A 22679-nucleotide genomic window follows, 5' to 3' on the forward strand; every position below is an offset into this window, starting at 1 on the left:
AGGGGCGCGAAGGGAGGCGGCGACTGACTGATCTATACCGCAAGCGCCCCGGGCCGATCAGGCCCCCCAGGTGCGAACCTCACCCGTATCAAGGTGGACGAAGTCGGAGCGCCGATAGTACCCCACCCCACCCCGTTCGAGCGCAACTGCCGCGTCGCGCAGAAGACGGGTCGAAAGATCGGGCAGGCGCACATCAACGGCCTGACCGCGCATATGGAGGCTGTTTCTAGCGACGCCACCGGAAGTCTTTCTGAGTTGTGCATTGCTGGATGGTGAGCGGTAGGCACTGATGAGATCGAAACGGGCATCTGGGTCGCCGAGGCTCAGCTTCAGATCATAGAGGATGTCGAAGAGCCGCGGGTCTATTGGCGCGACCTCGCCGGTGCGGAAGTCGCGGAGGAAGTAGTTTAGCCGTTGCAGGGCTGAGCGCTGGTAGGTGTCGCCGATGCGGTAGGTGACCTCGATCAGGTCATCGGTATGCAGATGGCGGAATGACAGGACGCGCGGACGTTCGGTCGGTCGGCGCGAGAAGAAGGACGAGGCGGTAACGGGAGCAGCGACCGTGGACAGGGCCACCCCTAGAAAGTAACGTCGATTCATGTTCCCCCCGGTACATTGTTGACGTTAGTTGGTTTGGGGGGCCGATTATAGTCGGCTCGAGAGCCGAGTAAAATGAAAGTTTGATCGATTTCATTCAATGTGACTTTTATACTCAACACTAGAAATCAATCATAACTATCGAAATTCAAAGCAAACCGCAATGTGTTCTAAGCACGACATGATTGCGCCTAGAGTGACTTTGAATCAAACAGTTGGCAGGCCTCATGACCTTGGCTGTGGATACGATTCAGGCTGATTTCAGGACGCGAATAGACTATGCTGACCCTGATCGTTGCATCTCGGGGGGATGTGTAATGTACGGAACATTGAGGGCAACCTTGATGCTCGGTGCCGTTGCGCTTGCATCCTGGGGGACGGTACGGGCCGACATCTACAAATACGTCGACGCGACAGGCAACGTCTACTTCACAGACACACCGCTGCAGGGCAATCGCTACAAGCTCGAATGGCAGCGTGAGTCGAGTAAGGTCATACGCGAGATCAAGCCGCAGCTGGAGTCCAACATCACGGCCCGCGGGCGCGTCATCACCAGTCAGCCCAAACCGGCCCCCGACCTTAGCCAGTCACAATCGAGGCAGCGTGAGCTTTACCATCCACTCGTCTTGGCCAATGCGCGTCGCTATGGACTCTCGCCGAGTCTGCTCCATGCCATCATCCGCGCCGAGTCGGCCTATGACCCCATGGCCGTCTCGCGGGCTGGCGCCCAAGGGCTGATGCAGCTCATGCCGGAAACGGCCGCGCGCTATGGTGTCCGTAACAGCTTCGACCCGGCCGAGAACATCCGCGGTGGCTCGGCCTATCTGCGCGATCTGCTCGACATGTTCGATCAAGACGTCAAGCTCGCGCTCGCCGCCTACAACGCTGGCGAGGGGGCGGTGATGCAGTATGGGCACCAGATTCCGCCCTATGCCGAAACCCAGGACTATGTGCGGCGGGTGCTGAGATTCTATGCCGCCGAGCGTCCGAACAGCTTCATCCTGTCTGTCCAGTCGGCCCGCTAGGTCAGCCCGCTAGTAGGTCAGCTCAGTCCTCGCCGATCACGCGCGTGTCACGCGGGGTCGAGAGCAGACGCTCCGCCTCACCCTGCTGGTGCGCGAAGATCAAGCGATATTCCACGCCCGTCTCTGGTGGTTCGTTCCGGCGCCGCTCCCGCACCAGCTCGCGTGCGCGCTGATACTGATCGACAGTGTCGAGATGCTCAAGCTGGCGGGGCGGGGAGATCTTATAGACGAAGTACGGCATGGGTCTGACTCTCTGGGGCAGGTTGGGGCCTGATGGAGAGGTCAATGAGACGGGAGAGACCAAGGCGTCTTTAAGATTGGAGCTGGCGGACGGATTCGAACCGACGACCTGCTGATTACAAATCAGCTGCTCTACCAACTGAGCTACGCCAGCCACAGGCATATCGGGCGTGTGACTATAGCGCAAAAACGCAGCCCATCTCAACGTCCACCCCGTCGTAACGGCCTCATGTTGAGGACGGTTTCGGCTTAGATCGAGGCCGGTTCGCTGCTGTCATGGCGGTTAGGCGCCGTATAGCGCTCCGGCCTCTCGGCCCCCTGGCCGAAGAAATAGCGTTCCATCTGTCCTTCGAGGAATAGGCGCGCCTTAGGGTCAATCGGGCTCAGGCGGTTCTCGTTGATCAGCATGGTCTGATGGCGCAACCAGTCTTGCCAAGCGGCCTTGGAGACCTGTTCGAAGATGCGCCGACCCAGCTCGCCGGGGTAGGGAGGGCGGTCGAGCCCCTCGGCCTCACGACCGAGCTTGATACAGTGGACGGTACGGCTCATGGTCAGTCCTCAGTTAAGGTGCGTCCGGCGCCCCGGGTCAGAGCGGCGAGGATCTGGGCGATAGGTGCAGGCAGACCCAGTTTACCGAGTCGATCCCCGGTGGCCCAATACCAGTCGGCGCGGTCCCGAACTTGGGACGGAAAGGCGCCCAATTCGATCCGAACCGGCTCGATCCTGAGATGATGGTGGCTAAAGGTATGAAGGCGCTCGGCGAGCCTTTCAACCCGCTTAGGCCGAACGCCGAGCTGGAGGTGGCACCAATCGGCGATCGACTCGACATCCGAGGCCGGCACCCCGGTCTCGGGTAGGCCCCAGAGCCCACCCCAGATGCCGGCTGGCGGCCGCCGTTCGAGCAGGATCGCGTCGGACGGATCGAGGATAGCGAGTAGGGTGACGGTGCGCGTCGGTAGATCACGTCGCGGACGCGGCTTAGGCAGCTCGCGCTGGCGCCCCGTGAGTCGGGCGATACAGCCCTCGGCGAGCGGGCAGCGTGCGCAGTCTGGTTTGGTTCGGGTACAGAGCTTGGCCCCAAGATCCATCATCCCTTGATTGTAGGCCCCTGCCCGCGTCTGAGGCAGGCAGTACTCGGCGAGCCGCCAGAGTTCGGCCAACACCGCGCTCTGTCCCGGCCAGCCGTCGACACCGAAGACACGCGTCAGTACCCGCTTGACGTTGCCATCCAAGATCGGATGCCGCTGCCCGAACGCGAGCGACAGAATAGCCCCTGCCGTCGAGCGCCCGATGCCCGGCAGACGCTCGACCGCTGTGAAATCGTCTGGAAAGACACCGTCATGCCGCTCCCGGATCAACACCGCCGCGCGATGCAGGTTACGCCCGCGCGCGTAGTAGCCCAGCCCAGACCAATGCGCCAGCACGGCATCGAGTTCGGCGGCTGCTAGATCCGCAAGCGTCGGAAAAGACGCCATGAAGCGCTCGAAATAGGGGATGACTACGCCGACCTGGGTCTGTTGCAGCATGATCTCGGAGACCCAGACCCGATAGGGTGTGGGATCGCGCTGCCAGGGCAGGTCATGGCGACCATACCGGTCGAACCAGTCCAGCACGCTGGATGCAAGTTCAGCCGGCGACGGGGGCATGGGCCATCGTGAATGGCGGCAAGCGGGGAGGATGCGATCGAGTGAAGATTGGAGCGGGTGATGGGAATCGAACCCACGTTAGAAGCTTGGGAAGCTACTGTTCTACCATTGAACTACACCCGCGATGGGATGACTAGTTTATGATCGCGCCCCTGCCTTGGCAAGCCTTTGTATGAGTCCAGTACCTTTGGCAGTCGGGTTGGTTTTTCAGGAGGAAGGATAACGGAGCTTGCTGGCCAAGGGCGTGGTGCGGGCGCTGGGCGTTGTAGAAGACCCGCCAGTCGGCGAGCTTACGGTTGAAGAGCGCCAGGTCTGTGTAGAGCAAGTCCTCGTGGTCGTCGACGAAAGACTCTTGGATCGTGCGATTGAAGCGCTCGGCGTGGGCGTTCATCTTGGGCGTCTTGGGGTCGGTGTACCAGCGTTGGAGGCCGCGCTCATCGAGGAGCCGAGCGAAGTCGGCCTCGAACTCACTGCCGCTGTCGGACAGCACGGTCTTTGGGGTGTGAGGCAGCAACGACAGGCGGCGCTGGAGGGCGCGGGCGGTGTGCCGGGCGTGCTTGGAGGGCAGGCCCCTGGCGAAGGCAAAGTGCGAGATGGGATCGATGAAGGTCACAAGGTAGCGGCGCATGCCGTCGCGGATGCGCTCGAGCGTGTCGCAGGCCAGCACCTCCAGGGCTTCGGTCCTGACCTGCTTGGGTGTTCTGGGCTTGGTGTGCCGCCGCAGGGGCTTGACGCGTCCCCGGCGGTCGATGCGGCAGGGGGGGTGGCGCCTCTTGTCGGGGGCGCGGCTGATGATGCCCTCCCGGGCGCACCAGGGGGCAAGGAGCACGTGGAGCTTGGCCTTGCCGAGGTTAGGGTAAAGCGCGCGTAGCCGCCGGATGTCGCTGACCAGGCGCGGGTCGGTGTTGGGGGTTCGTCGCTTCTTGGGGGCACAAGACCTAGCGGCCAGGGCCGCCGGGTTGCCGCCCGCAGCTTTGAGGGCGGCCTGCCAGCGGTAGAGGGTGCGTCGCGACACACCGAAGGCGTCACGGGTGGCCGCCAGGCCGTGCTTGTCGAAGAAGCGCAGGATTTCCAGTCGTCGCTGGGCATCTTTGGGGGGCATGTCCCAAAGATGCCCCAAGGCGGCTACCCGGTAAAACCCCCGGATGCGGTAGCCGATGTGTTGCACTCGCATGGCACTCCTCCTGGTTCGCAGGAGTGCCATAGGTTTCTGAGCTTATGCAGGCCTTTGAGCATCACCACCATACATGGACGCAATGGCGGCGGCATGGTGCTCGATGATGCGGTTGCGCTTGATCTTCATGGTTGGTGTCAACAGCCCATTCTCGATCGACCAAGGTTCTAGGGTCAGGGTGACGCGCCGGATCTTGGTATAGCCAGGGAAGTCGCTCAATGCCAGGCGGATACGCTTGATGAGGTTTTTATGTAGCTGCGCGTCGTGCAGACTCTCTGCCAGATTGGGGTCGAGTCCATGCTCCTGGGCGATACCCGGCCAGAGATCGGCGTTGAGCACCAGGATGGCGCTGAGATAGGACTGCCCCTCGCCCACGACCATGACCTGATCGAACAACGGGTCCAGGCCAATGGCGATCTCGAGATCGGCCGGCGAGACCTTCTCACCGTTTGAAAGCACCAGGATATCTTTGATACGCCCGGTGATGAAGAGATGGCCATCCTGGATCCGCGCTCGATCGCCCGTATGCAGCCAGCCGTCATGAGTCATGACCCTGGCGGTGGCCTCTGGGTCGTTCCAGTAACCCTGCATCAGGTTCTCGCCCTTGACGAGGAGCTCGTCGTGGTCGCCAAGTCGCACCTCGACCCCTGGGATCGGAACCCCGACGCTCTCGGGAAGGTTGTCGTCAAGCGGATTGAAACTGATCACCGGACTGGTCTCGGTCAGGCCATAGCCCTGGATCAACGGCAGCCCCAGCCCGATGAAGGTACGCGCCACACCAATCGGCAGGGGCGCGCCGCCACTGACGGCCGCCCGCAGCCGACCACCGAGTTTCTGGAGCACTGGGGCGCCGACCTGGCGCTTGAGAAACGGCCACAGCAGTAGGCACAGATGCCAGCCGGCGCGTCCCTGTTCGCGCAAAAAGGCCCGCCAGCCGGATGCAACCGCCAACCGGAATAGCCAGCGCACCGGGGCCGGACGGGCCTGGAGCTGGTCGTCGATCCGGCGGTAGATCCGCTCGAAGATGCGCGGCACGGCGATGATGACCGTGGGGCGGATGCGTTGCAGATCCTCGGCCAGTTGCGCCACCGAGCGCGCATAGGCCACGGTCGCCCCTGCCATCATCGGTAGATAATAACCGGCCGTCCGTTCCAGCATGTGCGACAAGGGCAGGAAGGAGAGAAACAGATCCTCGCTATAGACGTCGACGAGCCTGAGCACGGCATGGGCGTTCGTCAGGATATTCTGATGGCTTAGCATCACGCCCTTGGGCCGACCCGTGGTGCCCGAGGTATAGACGATGGTCGCCAGGGCGTGTGGATCGCCGTCGCGCCGACTCAAAGGCGGGGCGCGGTCCGATAGCCAAGAGGCGGCGACCCGCACCCGAGTATCATGCGCGGCCAGTTCATTGGCTGCCGGACCCGATTCGAGGATGATCACCCGTTGCGGCCAGGGTGAGTCGCCAATGGCCTCGGCGAGGCGCTTCCAGCGTCCCGCGTCCTGGATCAACAGCACCTTGACCGCCGCGTCCTCGAGGATATAGGCCGCGTTGTCGGGGCGATCGTCGGTATAGAGCGGGACTGTCACCAGCCCGAGGGAGAGGGCGGCCTGATCGAATAGGACCCACTCCGGGCCGTTGCGCAGCAGCATCGCCACCCGATCGCCGATCTCCAGCGACTCCCCGGCGAGCGCCTGGCGCCAAAGCGCCACCCGATCGCCCATCTCGCGCCAGGTCAGCACGCGCCACCCCTGATCGCGCTCGAAATAGCGGTAGGCCGGGCGTTCGGGCGAGCGTTCGATCCGTCGCAGGAACAGCCCATCGAGCGTCTTGGCGTGGTCGACTGGAATCAGATCCTTGGATCCTAAGTTCACTGGGGAATCCACATCATCGCGTTACTTTAATCAGGTACCCAATTTGAACCGCAAACGCGCGTCTGGCGCAACGCAACCGCGACCCTGTCGCGCATTGGCCGCAAGCCTGCAAGACAGCGCTTGAAAAGCTGGACAATCGCATAATATTAGAAATATCTAATATTAAAGGAGTGATCGAAATGCGTTTGATGAGATCGACCCTGTTGCTGGCTTGCCTCGTCCTGGCGCCGGCGACGGTGGTGGCGGATCGGAACGATCCGCCACCATTGATGACGGCGCAGGCCGAATTACGTACCCTGCCGCGCGAATACCGGCTCGACGGTCTGGTCGAGGCGGTCAACCGCAGCACCGTCTCGGCCCAGACCCAGGGGCAGATTCAAGAGATCCTTTACGATGTCGACGACTTCGTGGAAAAGGGTGCGCTATTGGTGCGGATCAAGGATACCGAGCATCGCGCCCGTGTCAGTCAGGCGGTGGCGGATCTCAAGGCCGCGGCCGCCCGGCTGCGCCAAACCCAGGAGGAGCATGATCGGATCGCGGGTCTGTATCGACAGAAAAACGTCTCTGAGTCGGCCATGGACAAGGCGCGTGCCGATCTCGACAGCGCCAAGGCCGAGCATGAGGCCGCCATGGCGCGCCTGGAGGCCGCACAGGAACAGCTCGCCCATACCGAGATCCGTGCCCCCTATTCGGGTATCGTCACCGAACGCCATGTCTCGATCGGCGAGATCGCCAGCCCAGGCACACCGATCATGACCGGGATCTCGCTCGAAGAGCTGCGGGTGCAAGTCGATGTGCCCCAGAGCCTGATCTCGGCGGTGCGTCTGGCCGCCAAGACCCCGGAACGGGCCTGGATCTGGCTGCCCAATGAGCAGCGCCTGGCGGCGCGGCGGTTGACCGTCTTTCCCTTTGCCGACCCGGCCTCCAACACCTTCCGGGTGCGTCTGGAGCTGCCGCCCGGGGCCTGTGCCGACGAGCGATTGCTCTTTCCAGGGATGTATGTCAAGACCAGCTTCATGGTGGGCGAGAAGTCCGAGCTGATGGTGCCCAAGTCTGCCGTGGTCCAGCGCTCCGAGGTTACTGGGGTCTATGTGGTCGACGCGGACGAGCACATCCACTTTCGCCAAGTCCGGCTTGGTCGAGCCGTCGCGGACGACTATGTGGTCCTGGCCGGTCTGAGCGCCGGTGAACGGGTGGCCCTGGATCCGATCGCCGCCGGGGTGCGGCTCAAGGACCAGATGCCGAGGCGGCCTATTGCACAGGAGGGGCAGGGCCATGACTGAGCCGGCGAACGCTGGACACCTGGGGCTTTCGGGCCGGATCGCGGCCCAGTTCCAGTCCACCGAGATCACCCCGCTGTTGGCACTCCTGGGGCTGTTGTTGGGTCTATTTGCCATCCTCGTGACCCCGCGCGAGGAGGAGCCCCAGATCGACGTCACCTTTGCCGATATCTTCATCCCCTTCCCCGGGGCCTCGGCCAGCGAGATCGAACACCTGGTCGCCGGACCGGCCGAGCAGGTCCTCTCCGAGATCAAGGGTGTCAAGCACATCTATTCGGTCTCACGCCCGGGTCTGGCCGTGGTCACGGTCCAGTACGAGGTCGGCGAGGACAACACCCAGGCCGTGGTACGGCTGTTCAGCAAGGTCATGTCCAAGCAGGACTGGTTGCCGCCGAACCTCGGCGTAGGGACGCCCATCATCAAGCCGATGGGCATCGACGACGTTCCGATCCTGACCGCGACCCTCTGGTCCGAGGACGAACGGATCGGGGCCTATGAGCTGGGTCAGGTCGCCCATGCCATCGAGCAGGAGCTCAAGCGCGTCCCGGGGACGCGCGCGATCTATACGGTTGGGGCGCCGGAACAGCTCGTGCGCGTCCTCTTGCATCCCGAGGCCCTGGCTGCCCACGATCTGGACCTCGACGCACTGCGCCGCGCCCTCCAGGCCGGCAACCGCATCGCCGACAACCTGAGCGTCACCGCCGACAACCAGGAGATCCTGGTCCAAGCCGGGACCTTCCTGACCTCGGTCGAAACGATCGGCGACCTGGTGGTCGGGGTGCACCAGGGACGCCCCGTCCATCTGCGTGATGTAGCCACCCTCGAGCGCGGTCCAGGGTCGCCGGACAGTTATGTGGTCATGGGCATGGGGCCAGGTTCCGCCCAGTCTGGAGTCATCGCTGGATCATCACGTCCCGCCGTGACCCTGGCCGTCGCCAAGCAGCCAGGCGTCAATGCCGTCGAGGTGGCAAAGGATATCGACGCGCGGCTCGAACAGCTCAAGGGCTTGTTCATCCCCGAGGGGGTCGAGGTCACCATCACGCGCAACTATGGTGCCACCGCCGACGCCAAGGCCAAGAAGCTCATCAGTAAGCTGGCCTTTGCCACCCTCTCGGTGGTGGCCTTGGTCCTCTTGACCATGGGCTGGCGTGAGGCCCTGGTGGTCGGGGCGGCGGTGATCGTCACCCTGCTGTTGACCCTGTTCGCCTCCTGGGCCTGGGGCTTTACGCTCAATCGGGTGTCGTTGTTTGCGTTGATCTTCTCGATCGGCATCCTGGTCGATGATGCCATCGTGGTGGTCGAGAATATCCACCGCCATATGCTGATGAGCCGGGGGCGCTGGCTCGATCTGATCCCGCGTGCCGTGGATGAGGTCGGCGGGCCGACCATCCTGGCGACCTTCACCGTGATCGCGGCGCTCTTACCCATGGCCTTCGTCACTGGTCTGATGGGGCCCTATATGAGCCCGATCCCGATCAATGCCTCACTCGGGATGCTGATCTCGCTGACGGTGGCCTTCATCTTTACCCCCTGGATGACCAATCAGATGTTCAAACGGCGTCACCGAGCCCTGGTCGCCGCGGGGGAGGGCGCCGGCCCTGGCCATGCTGCCCAGTCCGAGCGCTTGCACTGGATCTTCGCGCGGCTGATGGGGCCCTTCGTGAACGCCCGGCGCGGACGGCTGAATCGTTGGTTGCTGCTCGGCGCCATCCTGGTCCTGATCGGTGGGTCGATCTGGCTGGTGGTCGGCCGCGTCGTGGTGCTCAAGATGCTCCCCTTCGACAACAAGAGCGAGTTCCAGGTGGTGCTCGACATGCCGGAGGGGACCAGTCTCGAACAGACCCTGCGCGTCCTGAGCGAGATGGGTGAGTATCTGGAGACCGTGCCCGAGGTCAGTCACTATCAGCTCTATGCTGGGACCTCGGCCCCGATCAATTTCAACGGTCTGGTGCGCCAGTACTATCTGCGCCAGGGCCCGCATCTGGGCGACATCCAGGTCAACTTGGTCGACGCCCATCATCGCGACCAGAAGAGCCATGCCATCGCCTTGGAGCTACGTCCACCCTTGCAGGAGATCGCGCGTCGTCATGGCGGCAACGCCAAGCTGGTCGAGATCCCGCCCGGTCCGCCGGTGCTCTCGCCCCTGGTCGCCGAGGTCTATGGGCTGGACTACGACGGCCAGATCGCGGTCGCGCGCCAGGTGCGCGAGGTCTTCGAGCGCACCCCCGATATCGTCGATGTCGATGACTCGGTCGAGTTCGCCTCGCGCAAGCTGACCCTGGTGGTCGATCGCACTAAGGCGGCCCGTCTCGGGGTGTCCCAATCGAGCGTCGCTGCCGACTTGGCCACGGTGCTCGACGGCGAGGACGTAAGCTTCCTCCACGGTGCCAACGTCAAGTATGCGGTGCCGATCCGGCTCGAATACAGCGAGGCCGACAAGGCCGATCTCGAACAGGTGTTGACGCTGCGCGTGCGCTCTGAGACCGGCCAACTGGTGCCGCTATCCGAGATCGTCACAGCGGTCGAGGGCACGCGCGAGCGCAGCATCTATCACAAGGACCTGTTGCCCGTGGTCTATGTCACCGGCGACATGGCCGGTGCGACCGACAGCCCGCTCTATGGCCTGTTTGCGATCTCAGCCAGTCTAAGCGACGAACTGAATCTGGAGCAGTGGTACCGTCAGGCCCCGACCAATCCCTATGGCTACAGCCTCAAGTGGGATGGCGAGTGGCAGGTGACCTATGAGACCTTCCGCGACATGGGCGCGGCCTATGGTGTGGGCCTGGTGTTGATCTATCTCCTGGTCGTGGCCCAGTTTCGTAGCTATTTGGTGCCGCTGGTCATCATGGCGCCCATCCCCCTGACACTGATCGGCATCCTGCCGGGGCACGCGCTCCTGGGGGCCCAGTTCACCGCGACCTCGATGATCGGCATGATCGCGCTCGCCGGTATCATCGTGCGCAACTCCATCCTGTTGGTCGACTTTATCAATCACCAGGTGCGCGCCGGGATGAGCCTAGAACAGGCGGTGATCGACGCGGCGACGGTGCGGGCCAAGCCGATCGCCCTGACCGCGGTGGCCGCGATGGTCGGGGCCGTATTCATCCTGGACGATCCGATCTTCTCCGGGCTCGCCGTGTCCTTGTTGTTTGGCCTCTTCGTCTCGACCCTGTTGACCCTGGTCGTGATCCCAGTGGTTTACTATGGCGTCATGATCAAGCGGGTCGAGTGGATTCGGACTGCGACGGGTTGAGACATTGAGACGAGGTCATGTATGAGTGAGATCAGAATCGCCATCGCCGGGGCCGGCGGGCGGATGGGGCGGACCCTGGTGCAGGCGGTCGTCGAGTCCGATGGGCTGAGTCTCGGGGCGGCGACCGAGTGTGCCGGAAGCTCGCTGATCGGTACGGATGCCGGCGAGCTGGCTGGTGTCGGGCGTCTGGGGATTGCGGTCACAGACCGACTGGCGAGCGTGCTCGACGACTTTGATGTCTTGATCGACTTCACCACACCATCTGCGACCCTGGAGCATCTCGCCGTCTGTCGAGCGGCCGGCAAGCGCATGGTGATCGGGACCACCGGATTCGCTGCGGACCAGCGCACGGCGATCGCGGCGGCCGGCGCCGAGATCGGGATCGTCTGTGCACCCAATATGAGCGTCGGCGTCAATCTCTGCCTCAGACTGCTCGACCTCGCCGCACGCGTGCTCGGTGACGAGGTCGATGTCGAGATCATCGAGGCCCATCACAGGCACAAGGTTGATGCCCCTTCGGGGACGGCGCTGGCCATGGGCGAGGTGATCGCCAGGGCGCTCGGACGGGACCTCAAGGAGGTCGCCGTCTATGGGCGTGAGGGCCAGATCGGTGCGCGCGAGCGGCAGACGATCGGTTTTGCCACCATCCGCGCCGGGGACATCGTAGGCGAGCACAGGGTCTGGTTTGCCGGCGAGGGCGAGCGGGTCGAGATCGCCCATCAGGCATCGAGTCGCCTCAACTTTGCCCGGGGCGCCGTGCGCGCTGCACGCTGGATCTTCGCCCAGGGGTCCGGCTGCTTCGATATGCAGGATGTCCTGGGGTTGCGCGATTCGTCGCTGGTCTGAGCCCGGATCTTGACATCCTCCTCAGCCTGAAGTCCGGAGATTCTTAACAGCGCTCAGGCGTGACAGGGAGGTGCCCCTTAAGCCGCTTCGGTGGGTTCCTGCGGCTGCCTGCCTGCGCGCCGCGCCTGACCGAAACAGCAGGGCGTGTCGCGCACCGGGTCAATCCGTGCAGGAATAACCGTGGGCGATCAGCCCTTCTTGGAGATCGTCTGCGACCATGGGGTGGGCGAGCAGATAGGCCGCGGCATTGAGTGAATAGTCGCCGATCGCGTCATCGACCGCCGTCTCCCAGTCCTCGATGCTGTAATCGCCGCGCCCAAGCCACATCAGGGCCACGAGCTCGGCGCGCTGGCGCTGGCTCATCTCACGGATGCAATAGAGCATCTCGTTGAGACTCTGGTCGCCGCTGTGGTCAGCGAGGATCTGCAATCCCCAATCCTCAGTCGGACTGCCCGGCGTATCGGGCAGGACGACCGCCTCCTTGGCCTGAAACTCGCGTGCCTTCTCGATGATCTGGCAGAGTGAATCGAGATCGATATGCAGCCGGCTCATAGCTTTGACTTCCGATTGCTGGACTTCTATCAAATTAAAGTTCACCTAAAGTGCGCACTTGCGTTTCCTGCCCCGAGTGCCTGAGGGCAGACTCGCCTCTGCTAGGCGTGACTTCCGGCGTGCCCCGCCGTCGTCCGCCTTGGGTTTCGGCGGCAGAAGATTTAAGGACGGCTGCCCTGACCACACGCCGGGTCAAGCGCCATCAGGCATGCCCGATCAACGCATCGATATGGGTACTCACACAGCGCCCGAGCGCCGAGAGCATGTAGCCACCCTCCAGACAGGACACGATCCGCTCCTGACTATGGTGTTTCGCCAGCTTCTGGATCTCGCGTGTGATCCAGCCATAGTCGGCCGTGTGCAGATTGAATTGCGCCATCTCGTCCTCGATGTGTCCGTCGAAGCCGGCCGAGATCAGGATCAACTGCGGCTGAAATTCGTCCAGTCGCGGGAGCCAAGCCCGTTCGACTGCTGCCCTGAATGCCGCGCCGTCGGTCAACCGGGGCAGGGGTAGATTGATGACATTGGGCGCGTCAGTGTCTGCCCCCGTGCCTGGATAGAAGGGATGCTGGAAACTGGAGCAGAACAGGATCCGCTCGTCCCCGATCACGATCTCCTCGGTCCCGTCGCCGTGATGGACATCGAAGTCGACGATCGCCACCCGCTTCAACCCGTGATGTTCCAGGGCGTGCAGGGCGGCGATGGCGACATTGTTGAAGATGCAAAACCCAGCGCCCCGGGCGCGTCCGGCATGATGCCCCGGCGGACGCACGGCACAAAAGGCGGCATGGTGCCGTTCACTCATCACCAGATCGACGCCCAGAATCGCCGCGCCCGCCGCATGGAGGGCCGCTTCCAGCGTATGGGTGTTCATGGCCGTGTCGCCGTCGATCCAGACCAGGACATCCTCGGCCTGAGGGGCCACATCCATGATCATCCGGATATAGGCGCGATCATGCGCGCGCGCGATCTGCTCAAGGCCGGCCTTGGGTGCGTCATAATGGGTGAGTAGCATCTCCATGCCGGAGGCGATCAGCCGATCCTGGATCGCATAGAGACGCTCGGGGCATTCGGGATGATGCGCCCCCATCCGATGTTCGCGACAGGACGGATGCGAGATGAAGGCGAGGTTCATGGTCTGGTCCTCGGGACGCGATCGCTACACTTGAGCCACGGGGGCGGAGCGATTCTGTTATTCGATTGGTTTTCAACTCGGTTCTTCGCCGTCTTGCGGCGGCTGGTCCAGAGATTAACCCTTTTCCCGGCTCGGAGCGCGGATCTCATGCGTTTGACGGATATCGATCAACTCTTTACACCAGGGGCCGTGGCCGTCTTCGGTGCCAGCGATAACGCAGACTCGATCGGTGGACGGGTGTTTCGCAACCTGCTCGCCGGCGGGTACAGGGGGCAGTGTTATGCCATCAATCCAAAATATACCGAAGTGGCGGGCCAACCCTGTTACAGCGACCTAAACGCACTGGACAAGCAGATCGACCTGGCCCTGATCGCCACGCCGGGTGAGTGCGTGCCGGCGATCCTCGATCAGTGCGGTCACTATGGCGTCAAGGCCGCGGTGGTGCACTCGGCCGGATTCGGTGAGCGGGGTGAGCGTGGGCTCGCCTTGCAAGAGAAGATGGTGGAGGCCGCGCGCCGCAACGGGATCCGCGTCCTGGGCCCGAATTGTCTGGGCGTGATGCGCCCGCAGGATGGGCTCAACGCCAGTGTCGGCGAGGATCTGCCGCGCTGCGGCAATGTGGCCCTGGTCTCGCAGTCGGGTGCGATTTGCACCGCCATGATCGACTGGTCAGAGTCGCGCGGTGTGGGATTTTCGGCGGTGGTCTCGATCGGGGCGGCGGCGGATGTGGACTTCGGCGATATCCTCGACTATCTGGCGCTTGACACCCAGACTCAGTGCATCCTGCTCTATGTCGAGGGGATTCGTAATGCGCGGCATTTTATGAGCGGGCTGCGCGCGGCGGCGCGGCTCAAGCCGGTAGTCATCGTCAAGGCCGGGCGCCATCCGGCCGGAACACGCGCCATCAAGTCGCACACCGGAGGCTTCGTCGGCTCGGCCGAGGTCTTTCGTGCCGTCACCGACCGCGCCGGCGTGGTCCAGGTGGCCAATCTGGATCAGCTCTTCGCCGCGGCCCAGGTATTCGGCACCCGGCGCCGACTGGCCGGCGATCGCATCGCCATCATCACCAATGGCGGTGGACCCGGGGTGCTGGCGGCCGATCGCGCGGTGGAGCTGGGGTTGACCCTGGCGCGACTCACCGAGTCCACGCGCCAAAAACTCGAACAGGTGCTGCCCGATTACTGGTCGCATGGCAACCCGATCGACATCATCGGCGATGCCACCCCCGAGCGCTATCGGATCGCGCTCGAGGCCTGCCTGGCCGATCCCGAGGTCGATGGTGTGCTCTGCATCCTGGCCCCGCTGGTGTTCGGCGATCCGGTGGCCACGGCCGAGCAGGTCATCGAGGTGACCAAGGGCAGCCGTAAGCCGGTGCTGGCCTGTTGGATGGGTGGCAAGCGGGTGCTGGAGGCCCAGGCACTGCTCTCCGCGCACGACGTACCCCAGTTCGACAGCCCAGAGGCGGCGGTCGAGGCCTTTTCATTCTTGGCCACCCATCAGCGCAATCAGAAGCTCCTGATGCAGTCGCCGGCTCCACTCTCCCATGAAGACCCCCCCGATGTCGAGGGCGCGCGTTTGATCATCGAGGGGGTGATGTCCGAGGGGCGCAAGATATTGGGCACCATCGAGGCCAAGGCCGTCCTATCGGCCTTTCGCATCCCGACCATGCAGGCCATCTTGACCCGTACCCCGAACGAGGCGCTGATGGCCGCCGAATCCCTGGGTTTCCCAGTGGTGATGAAGATCAGTTCGCCCGATCTGGAGCACAAGTCGGACGTCGATGGCGTCAAGCTCAATATCGATGATGCCCAATCCGTTCGCCGCGCCTTCACCGAGATCCTGGAACGCGCCAAACGTCTGCGCCCGGACGCGCGCTTCGATGGCATCACGGTCGAGCGCATGGTCTCCACGCGCGCGGCGCGCGAGCTGATGATCGGCGTCTTCCGTGACAAGATCTTCGGTCCTGTGATCCTGTTTGGCGCTGGCGGCACCAAGGTCGAGGTGCTGGGCGACCGGGCGCTGGGTCTGCCCCCGCTCAACGCCTTCATCATCGAGACCATGATCGACCACACCCGGGTGGCGCGCCTGATGGGCGCTTTTCAGAACATGCCACCGATGAACCGGGTGGCGCTCGCGCGCATCCTCCAGCGCGTCTCCGAGATGGTGTGCGAGCTCCCCGAGATCATCGCCATGGACATCAATCCCCTGATCGGTAACGACAAGGAGGTGATCGCCGTGGACGTCTCCATCCGGGTCGACTATCGCCCGCCACAACAGCCGACCTATGGCCACATGGCGATCCACCCCTACCCGAGTCATCTGATCGAGCGCATGCAGCTCCCCGATGGGCGGGATCTGGTGATCCGTCCGATCCGGCCCGAGGACGCCGAGATGGAACAGGCCTTCGTGCGCGGGCTCTCGGAGCAGACCAAGTATTTTCGTTTCATTCAGGCGATCAAGGAGCTCACGCCCGAGATGCTGGTGCGTTTCACCCAGATCGACTACGACCGCGAGATGGCCCTGATCGGGGTGATGGAGGAGAATGGGGTGGAGATCGAGGTCGGGGTGGCACGCTACATGGGGCGTCCGGGCGGCGAGAGCTGTGAATTTGCCATCGTGGTCTCGGACCAGCATCGCAATCTAGGCATCGGCTCGCGTCTGATGCGCTCGCTGATGCAGAACGCCCGCGCGCGCGGCTTTCGCTTCATGGAGGGCGAGGTGCTGACGGCCAACACGCGCATGTTGGCCTTGGTCAAGTCGCTTGGGTTTCGCATCGAGAGCGACCCCCAGGATCTGTCCATCAAACGGGTCGTCAAGGTGCTCTGATGTGCCGATACTTTTATGCTCACGCTTGTCCACAAGCACCAACACATACACGCCCATGTCTGAGCGAGGGCGTATCTACCAAAGCACGCAGGAAGATCCCACGTGCGCCATTGATGTCACGATCGACGGTGAGACCGTTGCTCGTGATGGTTTTCGCGCCACCGATCGACTTGATCTCGCCGGTCCAACTGGCCGTTTTCGAGGTATAGGCCTCGTTGACCCGTAACACGACCTTACCGACGCGCTTGGCCACTGCCTCCAGGCGTTGACCGAAGCGGAAGAAGGCGTAACCGAGTATCGCCCTGACCGACTTTGCCCGGATCTTGCACCTTGATTTCGCTGACAGCTCCTTGGTCTCAAAGGTCGGCAGCAGGATCAGGTCGAACCGGGCCAGTCGGTCGCGGTAGGCAACCACAACCCGGAGCTTAGCGCCGCGCAGGGGTCGTTGTCGAAGAGGCGCTGCCCGGCAGGGTTTCGGATCGTGGGGATGAGTCCGTCATCGGCGTATTTACGAAGCGTATTGGGATGCAGCCCAAGTTCGGCGACCGCCTTCCGTAAGGGGAGGTAGGCCATGAAAACGAAAAGAGCGTATGGGTTATAAAGTGAGCGTGTGTTGGCTTATTGGCTTATTTGTAACTGTTTATCAGCCTTCGAGGCGCCATACACTCGGCGCGTTCACCCAAAACGCCGCTCGATCATGATGCCCACGATCCTAGCAGAACAGTAGATAATGGGGCACTGACCCTTTCATCCAGCCATGGTCTTGAGACTCAAACCCGATGTCCACTCTCGATCGACTCCACCGACTCGGCCCGATTCAGCTTACCCCCGGCGTCACGCCCTGGCAGGCGGCAACCCTGTTGTTTGGCGCCTTCTTTTCCATCGGTCTGATGACCTTCATCACCGTCGGCCAAACTTATATCCTCAATGAACACCTGGGCATCCCAGCCGAGGTGCAGGGTACCCTCAGCGGCGATCTGGTGTTCTGGACCGAGGTCATCACCCTGGTGCTGTTCGTCCCCGCCGGCATCCTGGTCGATCGCGTCGGTCGGCGGCTGATCTTCGCCGTCGGCTTTCTGCTGCTGGCCTTGACCTATGTCCTCTATCCGATGGCCGGATCAGTCGAGGATCTCTATCTCTACCGGATCCTCTATGCCCTAGGTGTGGTCACGGTCGCTACGGCGCTCGCGACCGTGATGGCCGACTATCCGGACGAGTCTTCGCGCGGCAAGCTGGTGGCGATCGTCGGTGTGCTCAGCGGGTTGGGGATCGTCGTCATCAATCAATTCTTCGGTGGGCTGCCGAAGAGGCTGACCGCCGATGGCATGGACGGCATCCAAGCAGGCTATGTCACCCATTACATCGTGGCCTGTATCGCCGTCGTGGTCGCCGTCCTCGTCTGGCTGGGGCTCCAGAAGGGCACGCCGATCCATCATGAGAAGCACCCCTCGGTACGCGATCTGTTCGTCAGCGGGTTTGCGCAGGCCCGCAATCCGCGCATCCTGCTCGCCTATCTGGCCGCCTTCATCGCGCGCGGCGATCAGGCGGTCAATGCCACCTTCTTGATCCTGTGGGGCAACCTGGCGGCGCAGACGTCCGGACTGGACTCGGCGGCGGCGATCAAGAATGGCACCCTCATCTTTGTGCTGGCCCAGATCGCGGCCCTGGTGTGGTCGCCGATCATGGGGCCGTTCATGGATCGGGTGGATCGGGTGACAGGATTGGCGCTGGCGATGGCGCTGGCGGCGGTCGGCAATCTGGCGGTGATCTGGATGGTCGATCCGACACCGGGTTCGGCGTGGTTCTTCTGTGTGCTGCTCGGTATCGGCCAGATCAGCGTCTATCTGGCCTCACAATCGCTCGTGGGGCAGGAGGCACCGCTCACCCAGCGCGGCTCGGTGATGGGCGCGTTCAATGTCGCCGGGGCGATCGGGATCCTGCTCATCACGGCGATCGGCGGACGGTTGTTCGATGGGGTCGCGCCCTATGCACCCTTCGTGCTGGTGGGGGCGATCAATGTGGTGTTGTTGGTGCTCTGTGTGGCTGTGCGGTTGAGCGGCCCGGCCAAGCGGGCCGTGGTGCGGTCGCGCTGGTGATGGCCGCTCAACCCAGATCCATGGTGACCTGGGTCGCGCCTGCACGCGCCCCAAACACGCGGATGTCCTCGCGGATATGCTCGCGACAGAGCGCGCCTAGGGCGTCGCCATCGCCCTGCAGGCTGACCTTCAGATGCAGATCCGGTTCGCGCAGATACAGACACAGCTGCAACGCGATCCGGGCGCGCTCATGCGGCGGCTTCAGTCGTAAATCCAGCGTCAGCTCGAATGAGGCGGTCGCCAGCCGCGGACGCCGTGTCCAGACGCTCGACAGGTTGCAGTTCGGATCCTGACAGCGGCGACGCAGCGCATAGGCCAACTCGCGATCGCAGAAACGCCCCAGGGTGCGCTTGATCTCGTTTAGATGACGCTGGGCCTCGTGGAGTCGTTGCGGCGTCTCGATCGCCTGCTCGATCTGACGGCGCATCACGCACCGCAGGCGATCGAATGACTTGGGCAGGGTCCCGCTATGAAAGCCGCGGCGCAGCATGCCGCGCAGGGTCTCGCCGTGACTTCCGACGATAGCCGGTTCGATCGGGACCCATGTCAGGTGCTCGCGCCGCACGGCATAGAGCCCCGGCTTGACGTCCACTGCATTGGGCGCGCCCGCATGATTGGCGGCATAGAGCTTCCAGTTCTCCTTGAGCTCCCAGACCAGAAAGCCCGCCAAACCCGGCAACAGGAGGATGGTGAGGGTGACGAAGGGCAGGGCGATCCATTTCGGCAGGATGGGTTCGAGCATGTCCGACATGATCGAGGTGATGAGTGGCAGAAAGGGCAGCATCAGTTTGTGCGCGATCGTCACCAGCGGAAAATGCTTGATCGGGTTGATCTGTGGTTCCACCAACACAGTGACGTAGAACTGGATCACCCATTCCAGCGCGCGCCACACTGGCATCAGCAGCCCCTTGAACGCCAGTTCGAGCCAGGATTCGCCAAGACGATGGCTCATGCGCTCCTCGATCCGGTGGAGTATCTGCTGAAAGCGCCGCGTGACCTCCTTGAAGAACAGCATCAGCTCCTGGATCAGCCCGATCACCAGGGTCTGGTTGAGCCGGCGTAAAAACTGACCGCCGGCGCTGACGAGGTCGTCGAATAGACGCCGTCCCCCGGGCGTGTTGCGGATGAGCACGCCGAGCACCAGGGTCAGCGCGGCCATTGAGAGGTTCAGATCAATCAGTCCACCCTGGATCAGACTGGCCAGACCGATGATCGGCAGCATCAGGAGCGTCCCGCTCAGGAAGGGACGCAGCAGATTGCGCTCCAGTCCCCGTATCAGTTCGGTCTCTAGGATGCGTTTGATCGGCGGCCAGCGCAGCAGGCGTCTGAGACCATCGAAGAGCAGCAGTCGCAGCGTCCACCAGAGCGCGCGCAGAAATGCCCGCACCCCCAGGCGCCCGGTCCGGGTATAGGCCAGGGCGTTGATTACTCCCCCCAGTCCCAGGATCAGCCATAGGCTGGCCAGGTGGAAGGTCGCCTCCAGGGTCGGCAGGATGCCGATGAGGATATCGAGCGTCTTGAGGATGAGAAAGGACAGTCCGACCGGCAGGATCAGATGACGCAGCAGCAACCGGCCCTGGGGCGTGCCGAAGAGTGGTGCGCCGAGTCGTTGCAGTCCGGTGATATAGATCTCACCGGGGCGATAGAGACCAGGCAGGGCACGCTCGGCGCAGCGATCGAAGCGCGCCAGCCGGTCGCCCGTGCGCCATTCAGCGAGCGTGAGGTCGGGCAGACGCAGCAGATTGCGCGCCACGATATCGCGCACGTCGGTGAACTTGAGATGACGCCGGTGCTCGATGACATCCAGCAGTTCGTGGAGCAGTTTGTTGAAGGCAACCTCCTCACGATGGTTGCCTGGGCTGAATCCGGCCTCCTCCAGGGCACGCTGGAGACGCGGCCTGAGCTGGCGCTCCAGCTGTTCAGTGATCCGCTTGGAGAGTGCGTGCAGCGGACGACTGAAGCGTTCCACCTCTTCGAGAGGCCAGCCGAGCCGTTCTAGCCGATTTTGCAGGCTGTCAAGCAGACGCAGCGCCTTGAGCCTGGACTGGAACGGCAGGATCCGACGCAACGGCACCCGAGCGCGTGCGCGCAGCCAAGCGATGGGCTCGATCTGATAGTAGGTGGTGCGACGCTCGATCAGTACCAGTTCCAGATCCCGGCATAGATCGATCGCGGACCAGTGTTGATCCAAAACGGCGTCACCAAGACGCTGGATCAACGCCTTAAGCTCGCGGCTCATGCCGGGATTGAGCGTGCACTGCACGGCCAGTCGATCGGCCAGCGACTGCTCGGCGTGGCGTTGACGCTGATCGATGAGCCAGAGCAGCTGATTCGAGGCGGCGATACCTGCGGCGGTCATGGCGAGCAGGCGTCGTCTGGCCACGGCCAGGTGCGCGATGCTCTCGGCCAAACGCTCGGACTGCTCGGCATGCCGCGCCCGCCGGATGGCCAGGATAAAGAGCGGCGGATAGAGCGCCTGGGCGAGAGTGCGCGCCAGTTGGGACAGACCAGGGTGTCGCTGCCGGACAAACAGTTTCAGCAAGGGCTCTAGGGCGACCGCGACCAGCGACAGCAGCGGATCCAGAAGCCACCCTAGCCGAATGGGTTCCTTGGATTGCGGCTCGGACTGGAAGGCCGCCACACACCGCTTGGTGAGGCCGTCCTGAATCTGGAACCCGTTTTGGGGCCAAGGCCCCTGATCCGCCGCTGGTTCGTTTTCGGACAGGCGGGTGTCCGGCTTGGTGGAGGAGGTCTGCGCCGAACGGTAGATCTCCAGATCCGCATCGGACCTGGCATAGGGGAATCCGGACGGCAGACGGATAAGCCGGGTTGGATGACCGCAGTCGGGGTCGGGCCGGGATGACTCGAGCAACGCCGGAAGCGGTCCATCCAGGCTCGGCGGGGGCAGATCCAGACCGCTGTCGCGGATCCAGGCGTCGAGTGCGCGCCAGTCGTGGATGGCCGGAAAGAAATACCCGCGCACCCCAGGACTGAAGTAACGCAACCGCATGACCAAGGCAACGAAGGCGCGGCAGACCAGGGTATCGTCCAGTCCCCGCGGCAACACGCCGTCACGGGCGAGAACATCGCGCACCTCGTCCAGCGCGATCTCGCCGATCAGGGCCCGCAGTCGCTCCGGACCGAAGTCGGCCCGGTCGCTGTCTCGATCGCGCGCCAGCTGCCAGGCGCGCGCGATCTCGCCCTCGAAGCGACGTGCCCAATACTCGCGCAGCAGGCTGACGAAGCCTTCGTGATCCAAGTGGAGATCCAGCGGGATCGGCAGCAGGATCACGTATTCGGGCAGGGCCAGACCCTCGATGACCACCAAGGCTTCTGGGTTTTCGTACTCCAGCGCACTCAGGAAGTCCTTGGACGACATGACGTGATAGCCAAGACTGGGGATGGGGCCTGAGTCGGCCCAGGGTTCGAGATGTTCGGCGACCAGGCGCTCAAGGGCACGCGGATGAAAGAGAAAGATGCCTTCGGCCGGCTTGAAGACACGGGCATGAAAGTACTTCGCGGCGGATTCGGTCGTGGTCGGCAGCGGAGAGGACATGGATCCAGGCACTCTTCACAAAAGACGTCTGGTCTTGGAGTCAAGGCGGGATGCGGGAGCGAGCCGCGGTTGGCCGCAGGCACTGTTCGGACGTGGCGTCGGGGATATAATGATCACTTTGTACCGACCAGCCTTGGATCCCAAGGGCGCTGCTTGTCAGCCTCGTACGCGCAAAACGGACTCCGGATTGGTCATGGTATTCACGGTCGCTCCTGGAGCGCGAGCCCGCCCACTATGCACTACCGCGTCTTTTATCTCTTCGATCGCTCCGGTGACGCCATCTCCTCGGCCAGTGCCGTGGAAATGAGCGCCAAGGCCATCTGTGAGCAGCTCCTGCCGCGCCTTCAGACCGAAGATGATTATCTCGGTCTGATCGACGCGCGCGAGACCATTCTGCAGATTCTCTATGAACCACCCGAGCATCGCTACTGGGTGGAGCTGCCGGTCGATGCAGCCAAGGCCTCCTATGGGCGCTATGTCGGACTCGACGAGCTCAGGCAGTTCATCCTGTCGCTGCCCGAGTTCTTTGAGCGCGAGACCATTCCTGGTCTGGAATATCGCCCTTGGTAGCCCCTGAGTTC

At 63.1% G+C, this 22679-nt stretch carries 18 protein-coding genes and 2 tRNA genes; 7 read left to right on the plus strand and 13 right to left on the minus strand.

Annotated features, from left to right (window positions below; translation table 11 throughout):
• Positions 1-57: 57 nt before the first annotated feature.
• Positions 58-600 carry a peptidoglycan L,D-endopeptidase MepK gene (gene mepK / locus E6P07_RS05945; protein ID WP_153974764.1) on the minus strand — a complete coding sequence of 181 codons (543 nt, stop codon included), beginning with the start codon at positions 598-600 and terminating at the stop codon, positions 58-60.
• Between the two features lie 341 nt (positions 601-941).
• Between mepK and E6P07_RS05950 the strand changes: the two genes are divergently transcribed.
• The gene (locus tag E6P07_RS05950; RefSeq protein WP_246172955.1) at positions 942-1622 is read left to right on the plus strand and encodes a lytic transglycosylase domain-containing protein; all 681 of its coding nucleotides are present in this window, start codon (positions 942-944) and stop codon (positions 1620-1622) included.
• Between the two features lie 22 nt (positions 1623-1644).
• Here the strand turns inward: E6P07_RS05950 and E6P07_RS05955 are convergent, their stop codons facing one another.
• The 7 genes from E6P07_RS05955 to E6P07_RS05985 form a co-directional block, all read right to left on the minus strand.
• Positions 1645-1863, minus strand: a complete 219-nt coding sequence (locus tag E6P07_RS05955) for a hypothetical protein (protein ID WP_153974766.1) — start codon at positions 1861-1863, stop codon at positions 1645-1647.
• A gap of 77 nt (positions 1864-1940) precedes the next feature.
• Positions 1941-2016: transfer RNA gene (locus tag E6P07_RS05960), tRNA-Thr, on the minus strand.
• Between the two features lie 95 nt (positions 2017-2111).
• The gene (locus tag E6P07_RS05965) at positions 2112-2411 is read right to left on the minus strand and encodes an oxidative damage protection protein (RefSeq protein WP_153974767.1); all 300 of its coding nucleotides are present in this window, start codon (positions 2409-2411) and stop codon (positions 2112-2114) included.
• Positions 2412-2413: 2 nt separating this feature from the next.
• Entirely contained in the window at positions 2414-3508 is a 1095-nt protein-coding gene (gene mutY / locus E6P07_RS05970; RefSeq protein ID WP_153974768.1) for an A/G-specific adenine glycosylase, read from the minus strand.
• A gap of 49 nt (positions 3509-3557) precedes the next feature.
• Positions 3558-3631: transfer RNA gene (locus tag E6P07_RS05975), tRNA-Gly, on the minus strand.
• Positions 3632-3641: 10 nt separating this feature from the next.
• Positions 3642-4682 carry an integrase core domain-containing protein gene (locus E6P07_RS05980; protein ID WP_153974769.1) on the minus strand — a complete coding sequence of 347 codons (1041 nt, stop codon included), beginning with the start codon at positions 4680-4682 and terminating at the stop codon, positions 3642-3644.
• A 42-nt stretch (positions 4683-4724) separates the two neighbouring features.
• On the minus strand, positions 4725-6554 hold the full coding sequence (locus E6P07_RS05985) for an AMP-dependent synthetase/ligase (protein ID WP_153974770.1): 1830 nt from the start codon (positions 6552-6554) through the stop codon (positions 4725-4727).
• A 188-nt stretch (positions 6555-6742) separates the two neighbouring features.
• Here E6P07_RS05985 and E6P07_RS05990 point away from each other — a divergent pair, with 188 nt between their 5' ends.
• The 3 genes from E6P07_RS05990 to dapB are packed head-to-tail and all read left to right on the plus strand — an operon-like array spanning position 6743 to position 11933.
• Positions 6743-7837 (plus strand): efflux RND transporter periplasmic adaptor subunit, encoded by a 1095-nt coding sequence (locus E6P07_RS05990; RefSeq protein ID WP_425505159.1) that lies wholly within the window; start codon positions 6743-6745, stop codon positions 7835-7837.
• The gene (locus E6P07_RS05995) at positions 7830-11087 is read left to right on the plus strand and encodes an efflux RND transporter permease subunit (protein ID WP_153974772.1); all 3258 of its coding nucleotides are present in this window, start codon (positions 7830-7832) and stop codon (positions 11085-11087) included. Before E6P07_RS05990 ends, E6P07_RS05995 begins: the two co-directional genes overlap by 8 nt.
• 21 nt (positions 11088-11108) lie before the next feature.
• Positions 11109-11933 (plus strand): 4-hydroxy-tetrahydrodipicolinate reductase, encoded by an 825-nt coding sequence (gene dapB, locus E6P07_RS06000; RefSeq protein WP_153974773.1) that lies wholly within the window; start codon positions 11109-11111, stop codon positions 11931-11933.
• Between the two features lie 159 nt (positions 11934-12092).
• On the opposite strand, the gene E6P07_RS06005 is transcribed toward dapB, so the two are convergent.
• Positions 12093-12485 (minus strand): DUF3775 domain-containing protein, encoded by a 393-nt coding sequence (locus tag E6P07_RS06005; protein ID WP_153974774.1) that lies wholly within the window; start codon positions 12483-12485, stop codon positions 12093-12095.
• A gap of 202 nt (positions 12486-12687) precedes the next feature.
• Positions 12688-13620, minus strand: a complete 933-nt coding sequence (locus tag E6P07_RS06010) for a histone deacetylase family protein (protein WP_153974775.1) — start codon at positions 13618-13620, stop codon at positions 12688-12690.
• Between the two features lie 147 nt (positions 13621-13767).
• On the opposite strand from E6P07_RS06010, the gene E6P07_RS06015 reads away from it, so the two are divergent.
• Positions 13768-16446, plus strand: coding sequence for a bifunctional acetate--CoA ligase family protein/GNAT family N-acetyltransferase (locus E6P07_RS06015; RefSeq protein WP_153974776.1), 2679 nt, complete (start codon positions 13768-13770; stop codon positions 16444-16446).
• 19 nt (positions 16447-16465) lie between these two features.
• Here E6P07_RS06015 and E6P07_RS06020 read toward each other — a convergent pair whose 3' ends face one another.
• Positions 16466-16861: a zinc ribbon domain-containing protein gene (locus E6P07_RS06020; protein WP_162008613.1), complete on the minus strand. Its 396-nt coding sequence runs from the start codon at positions 16859-16861 to the stop codon at positions 16466-16468.
• Entirely contained in the window at positions 16822-17019 is a 198-nt protein-coding gene (locus E6P07_RS13720) for a MerR family DNA-binding transcriptional regulator (protein WP_211363170.1), read from the minus strand. The genes E6P07_RS06020 and E6P07_RS13720 overlap by 40 nt, the downstream gene beginning before the upstream one ends.
• Positions 17020-17225: 206 nt before the next feature.
• Between E6P07_RS13720 and E6P07_RS06030 the strand changes: the two genes are divergently transcribed.
• Positions 17226-18542 (plus strand): MFS transporter, encoded by a 1317-nt coding sequence (locus E6P07_RS06030; RefSeq protein ID WP_153974778.1) that lies wholly within the window; start codon positions 17226-17228, stop codon positions 18540-18542.
• Positions 18543-18549: 7 nt separating this feature from the next.
• On the opposite strand, the gene E6P07_RS06035 is transcribed toward E6P07_RS06030, so the two are convergent.
• Positions 18550-22098: a sulfite exporter TauE/SafE family protein gene (locus tag E6P07_RS06035; RefSeq protein ID WP_153974779.1), complete on the minus strand. Its 3549-nt coding sequence runs from the start codon at positions 22096-22098 to the stop codon at positions 18550-18552.
• A 234-nt stretch (positions 22099-22332) separates the two neighbouring features.
• Here E6P07_RS06035 and E6P07_RS06040 point away from each other — a divergent pair, with 234 nt between their 5' ends.
• Positions 22333-22668 carry a hypothetical protein gene (locus tag E6P07_RS06040; RefSeq protein WP_153974780.1) on the plus strand — a complete coding sequence of 112 codons (336 nt, stop codon included), beginning with the start codon at positions 22333-22335 and terminating at the stop codon, positions 22666-22668.
• Positions 22669-22679: the final 11 nt, after the last annotated feature.

The sequence above is a fragment of the Thermochromatium tepidum ATCC 43061 genome, assembly GCF_009664085.1.
Classification (GTDB): Bacteria; Pseudomonadota; Gammaproteobacteria; order Chromatiales; family Chromatiaceae; genus Thermochromatium; species Thermochromatium tepidum.

Excerpts from the sequence above, each read along its gene's own strand:
- mepK (WP_153974764.1), bottom strand. The coding sequence starts at position 600 with ATGAATCGACGTTACTTTCTAGGGGTGGCCCTGTCCACGGTCGCTGCT.
- E6P07_RS05950 (WP_246172955.1), top strand. The coding sequence starts at position 942 with ATGCTCGGTGCCGTTGCGCTTGCATCCTGGGGGACGGTACGGGCCGAC.
- E6P07_RS05955 (WP_153974766.1), bottom strand. The coding sequence starts at position 1,863 with ATGCCGTACTTCGTCTATAAGATCTCCCCGCCCCGCCAGCTTGAGCAT.
- E6P07_RS05965 (WP_153974767.1), bottom strand. The coding sequence starts at position 2,411 with ATGAGCCGTACCGTCCACTGTATCAAGCTCGGTCGTGAGGCCGAGGGG.
- mutY (WP_153974768.1), bottom strand. The coding sequence starts at position 3,508 with ATGCCCCCGTCGCCGGCTGAACTTGCATCCAGCGTGCTGGACTGGTTC.
- E6P07_RS05980 (WP_153974769.1), bottom strand. The coding sequence starts at position 4,682 with ATGCGAGTGCAACACATCGGCTACCGCATCCGGGGGTTTTACCGGGTA.
- E6P07_RS05990 (WP_425505159.1), top strand. The coding sequence starts at position 6,743 with ATGAGATCGACCCTGTTGCTGGCTTGCCTCGTCCTGGCGCCGGCGACG.
- E6P07_RS05995 (WP_153974772.1), top strand. The coding sequence starts at position 7,830 with ATGACTGAGCCGGCGAACGCTGGACACCTGGGGCTTTCGGGCCGGATC.
- dapB (WP_153974773.1), top strand. The coding sequence starts at position 11,109 with ATGAGTGAGATCAGAATCGCCATCGCCGGGGCCGGCGGGCGGATGGGG.
- E6P07_RS06005 (WP_153974774.1), bottom strand. The coding sequence starts at position 12,485 with ATGAGCCGGCTGCATATCGATCTCGATTCACTCTGCCAGATCATCGAG.
- E6P07_RS06010 (WP_153974775.1), bottom strand. The coding sequence starts at position 13,620 with ATGAACCTCGCCTTCATCTCGCATCCGTCCTGTCGCGAACATCGGATG.
- E6P07_RS06015 (WP_153974776.1), top strand. The coding sequence starts at position 13,768 with ATGCGTTTGACGGATATCGATCAACTCTTTACACCAGGGGCCGTGGCC.
- E6P07_RS13720 (WP_211363170.1), bottom strand. The coding sequence starts at position 17,019 with ATGGCCTACCTCCCCTTACGGAAGGCGGTCGCCGAACTTGGGCTGCAT.
- E6P07_RS06030 (WP_153974778.1), top strand. The coding sequence starts at position 17,226 with ATGTCCACTCTCGATCGACTCCACCGACTCGGCCCGATTCAGCTTACC.
- E6P07_RS06035 (WP_153974779.1), bottom strand. The coding sequence starts at position 22,098 with ATGTCCTCTCCGCTGCCGACCACGACCGAATCCGCCGCGAAGTACTTT.
- E6P07_RS06040 (WP_153974780.1), top strand. The coding sequence starts at position 22,333 with ATGCACTACCGCGTCTTTTATCTCTTCGATCGCTCCGGTGACGCCATC.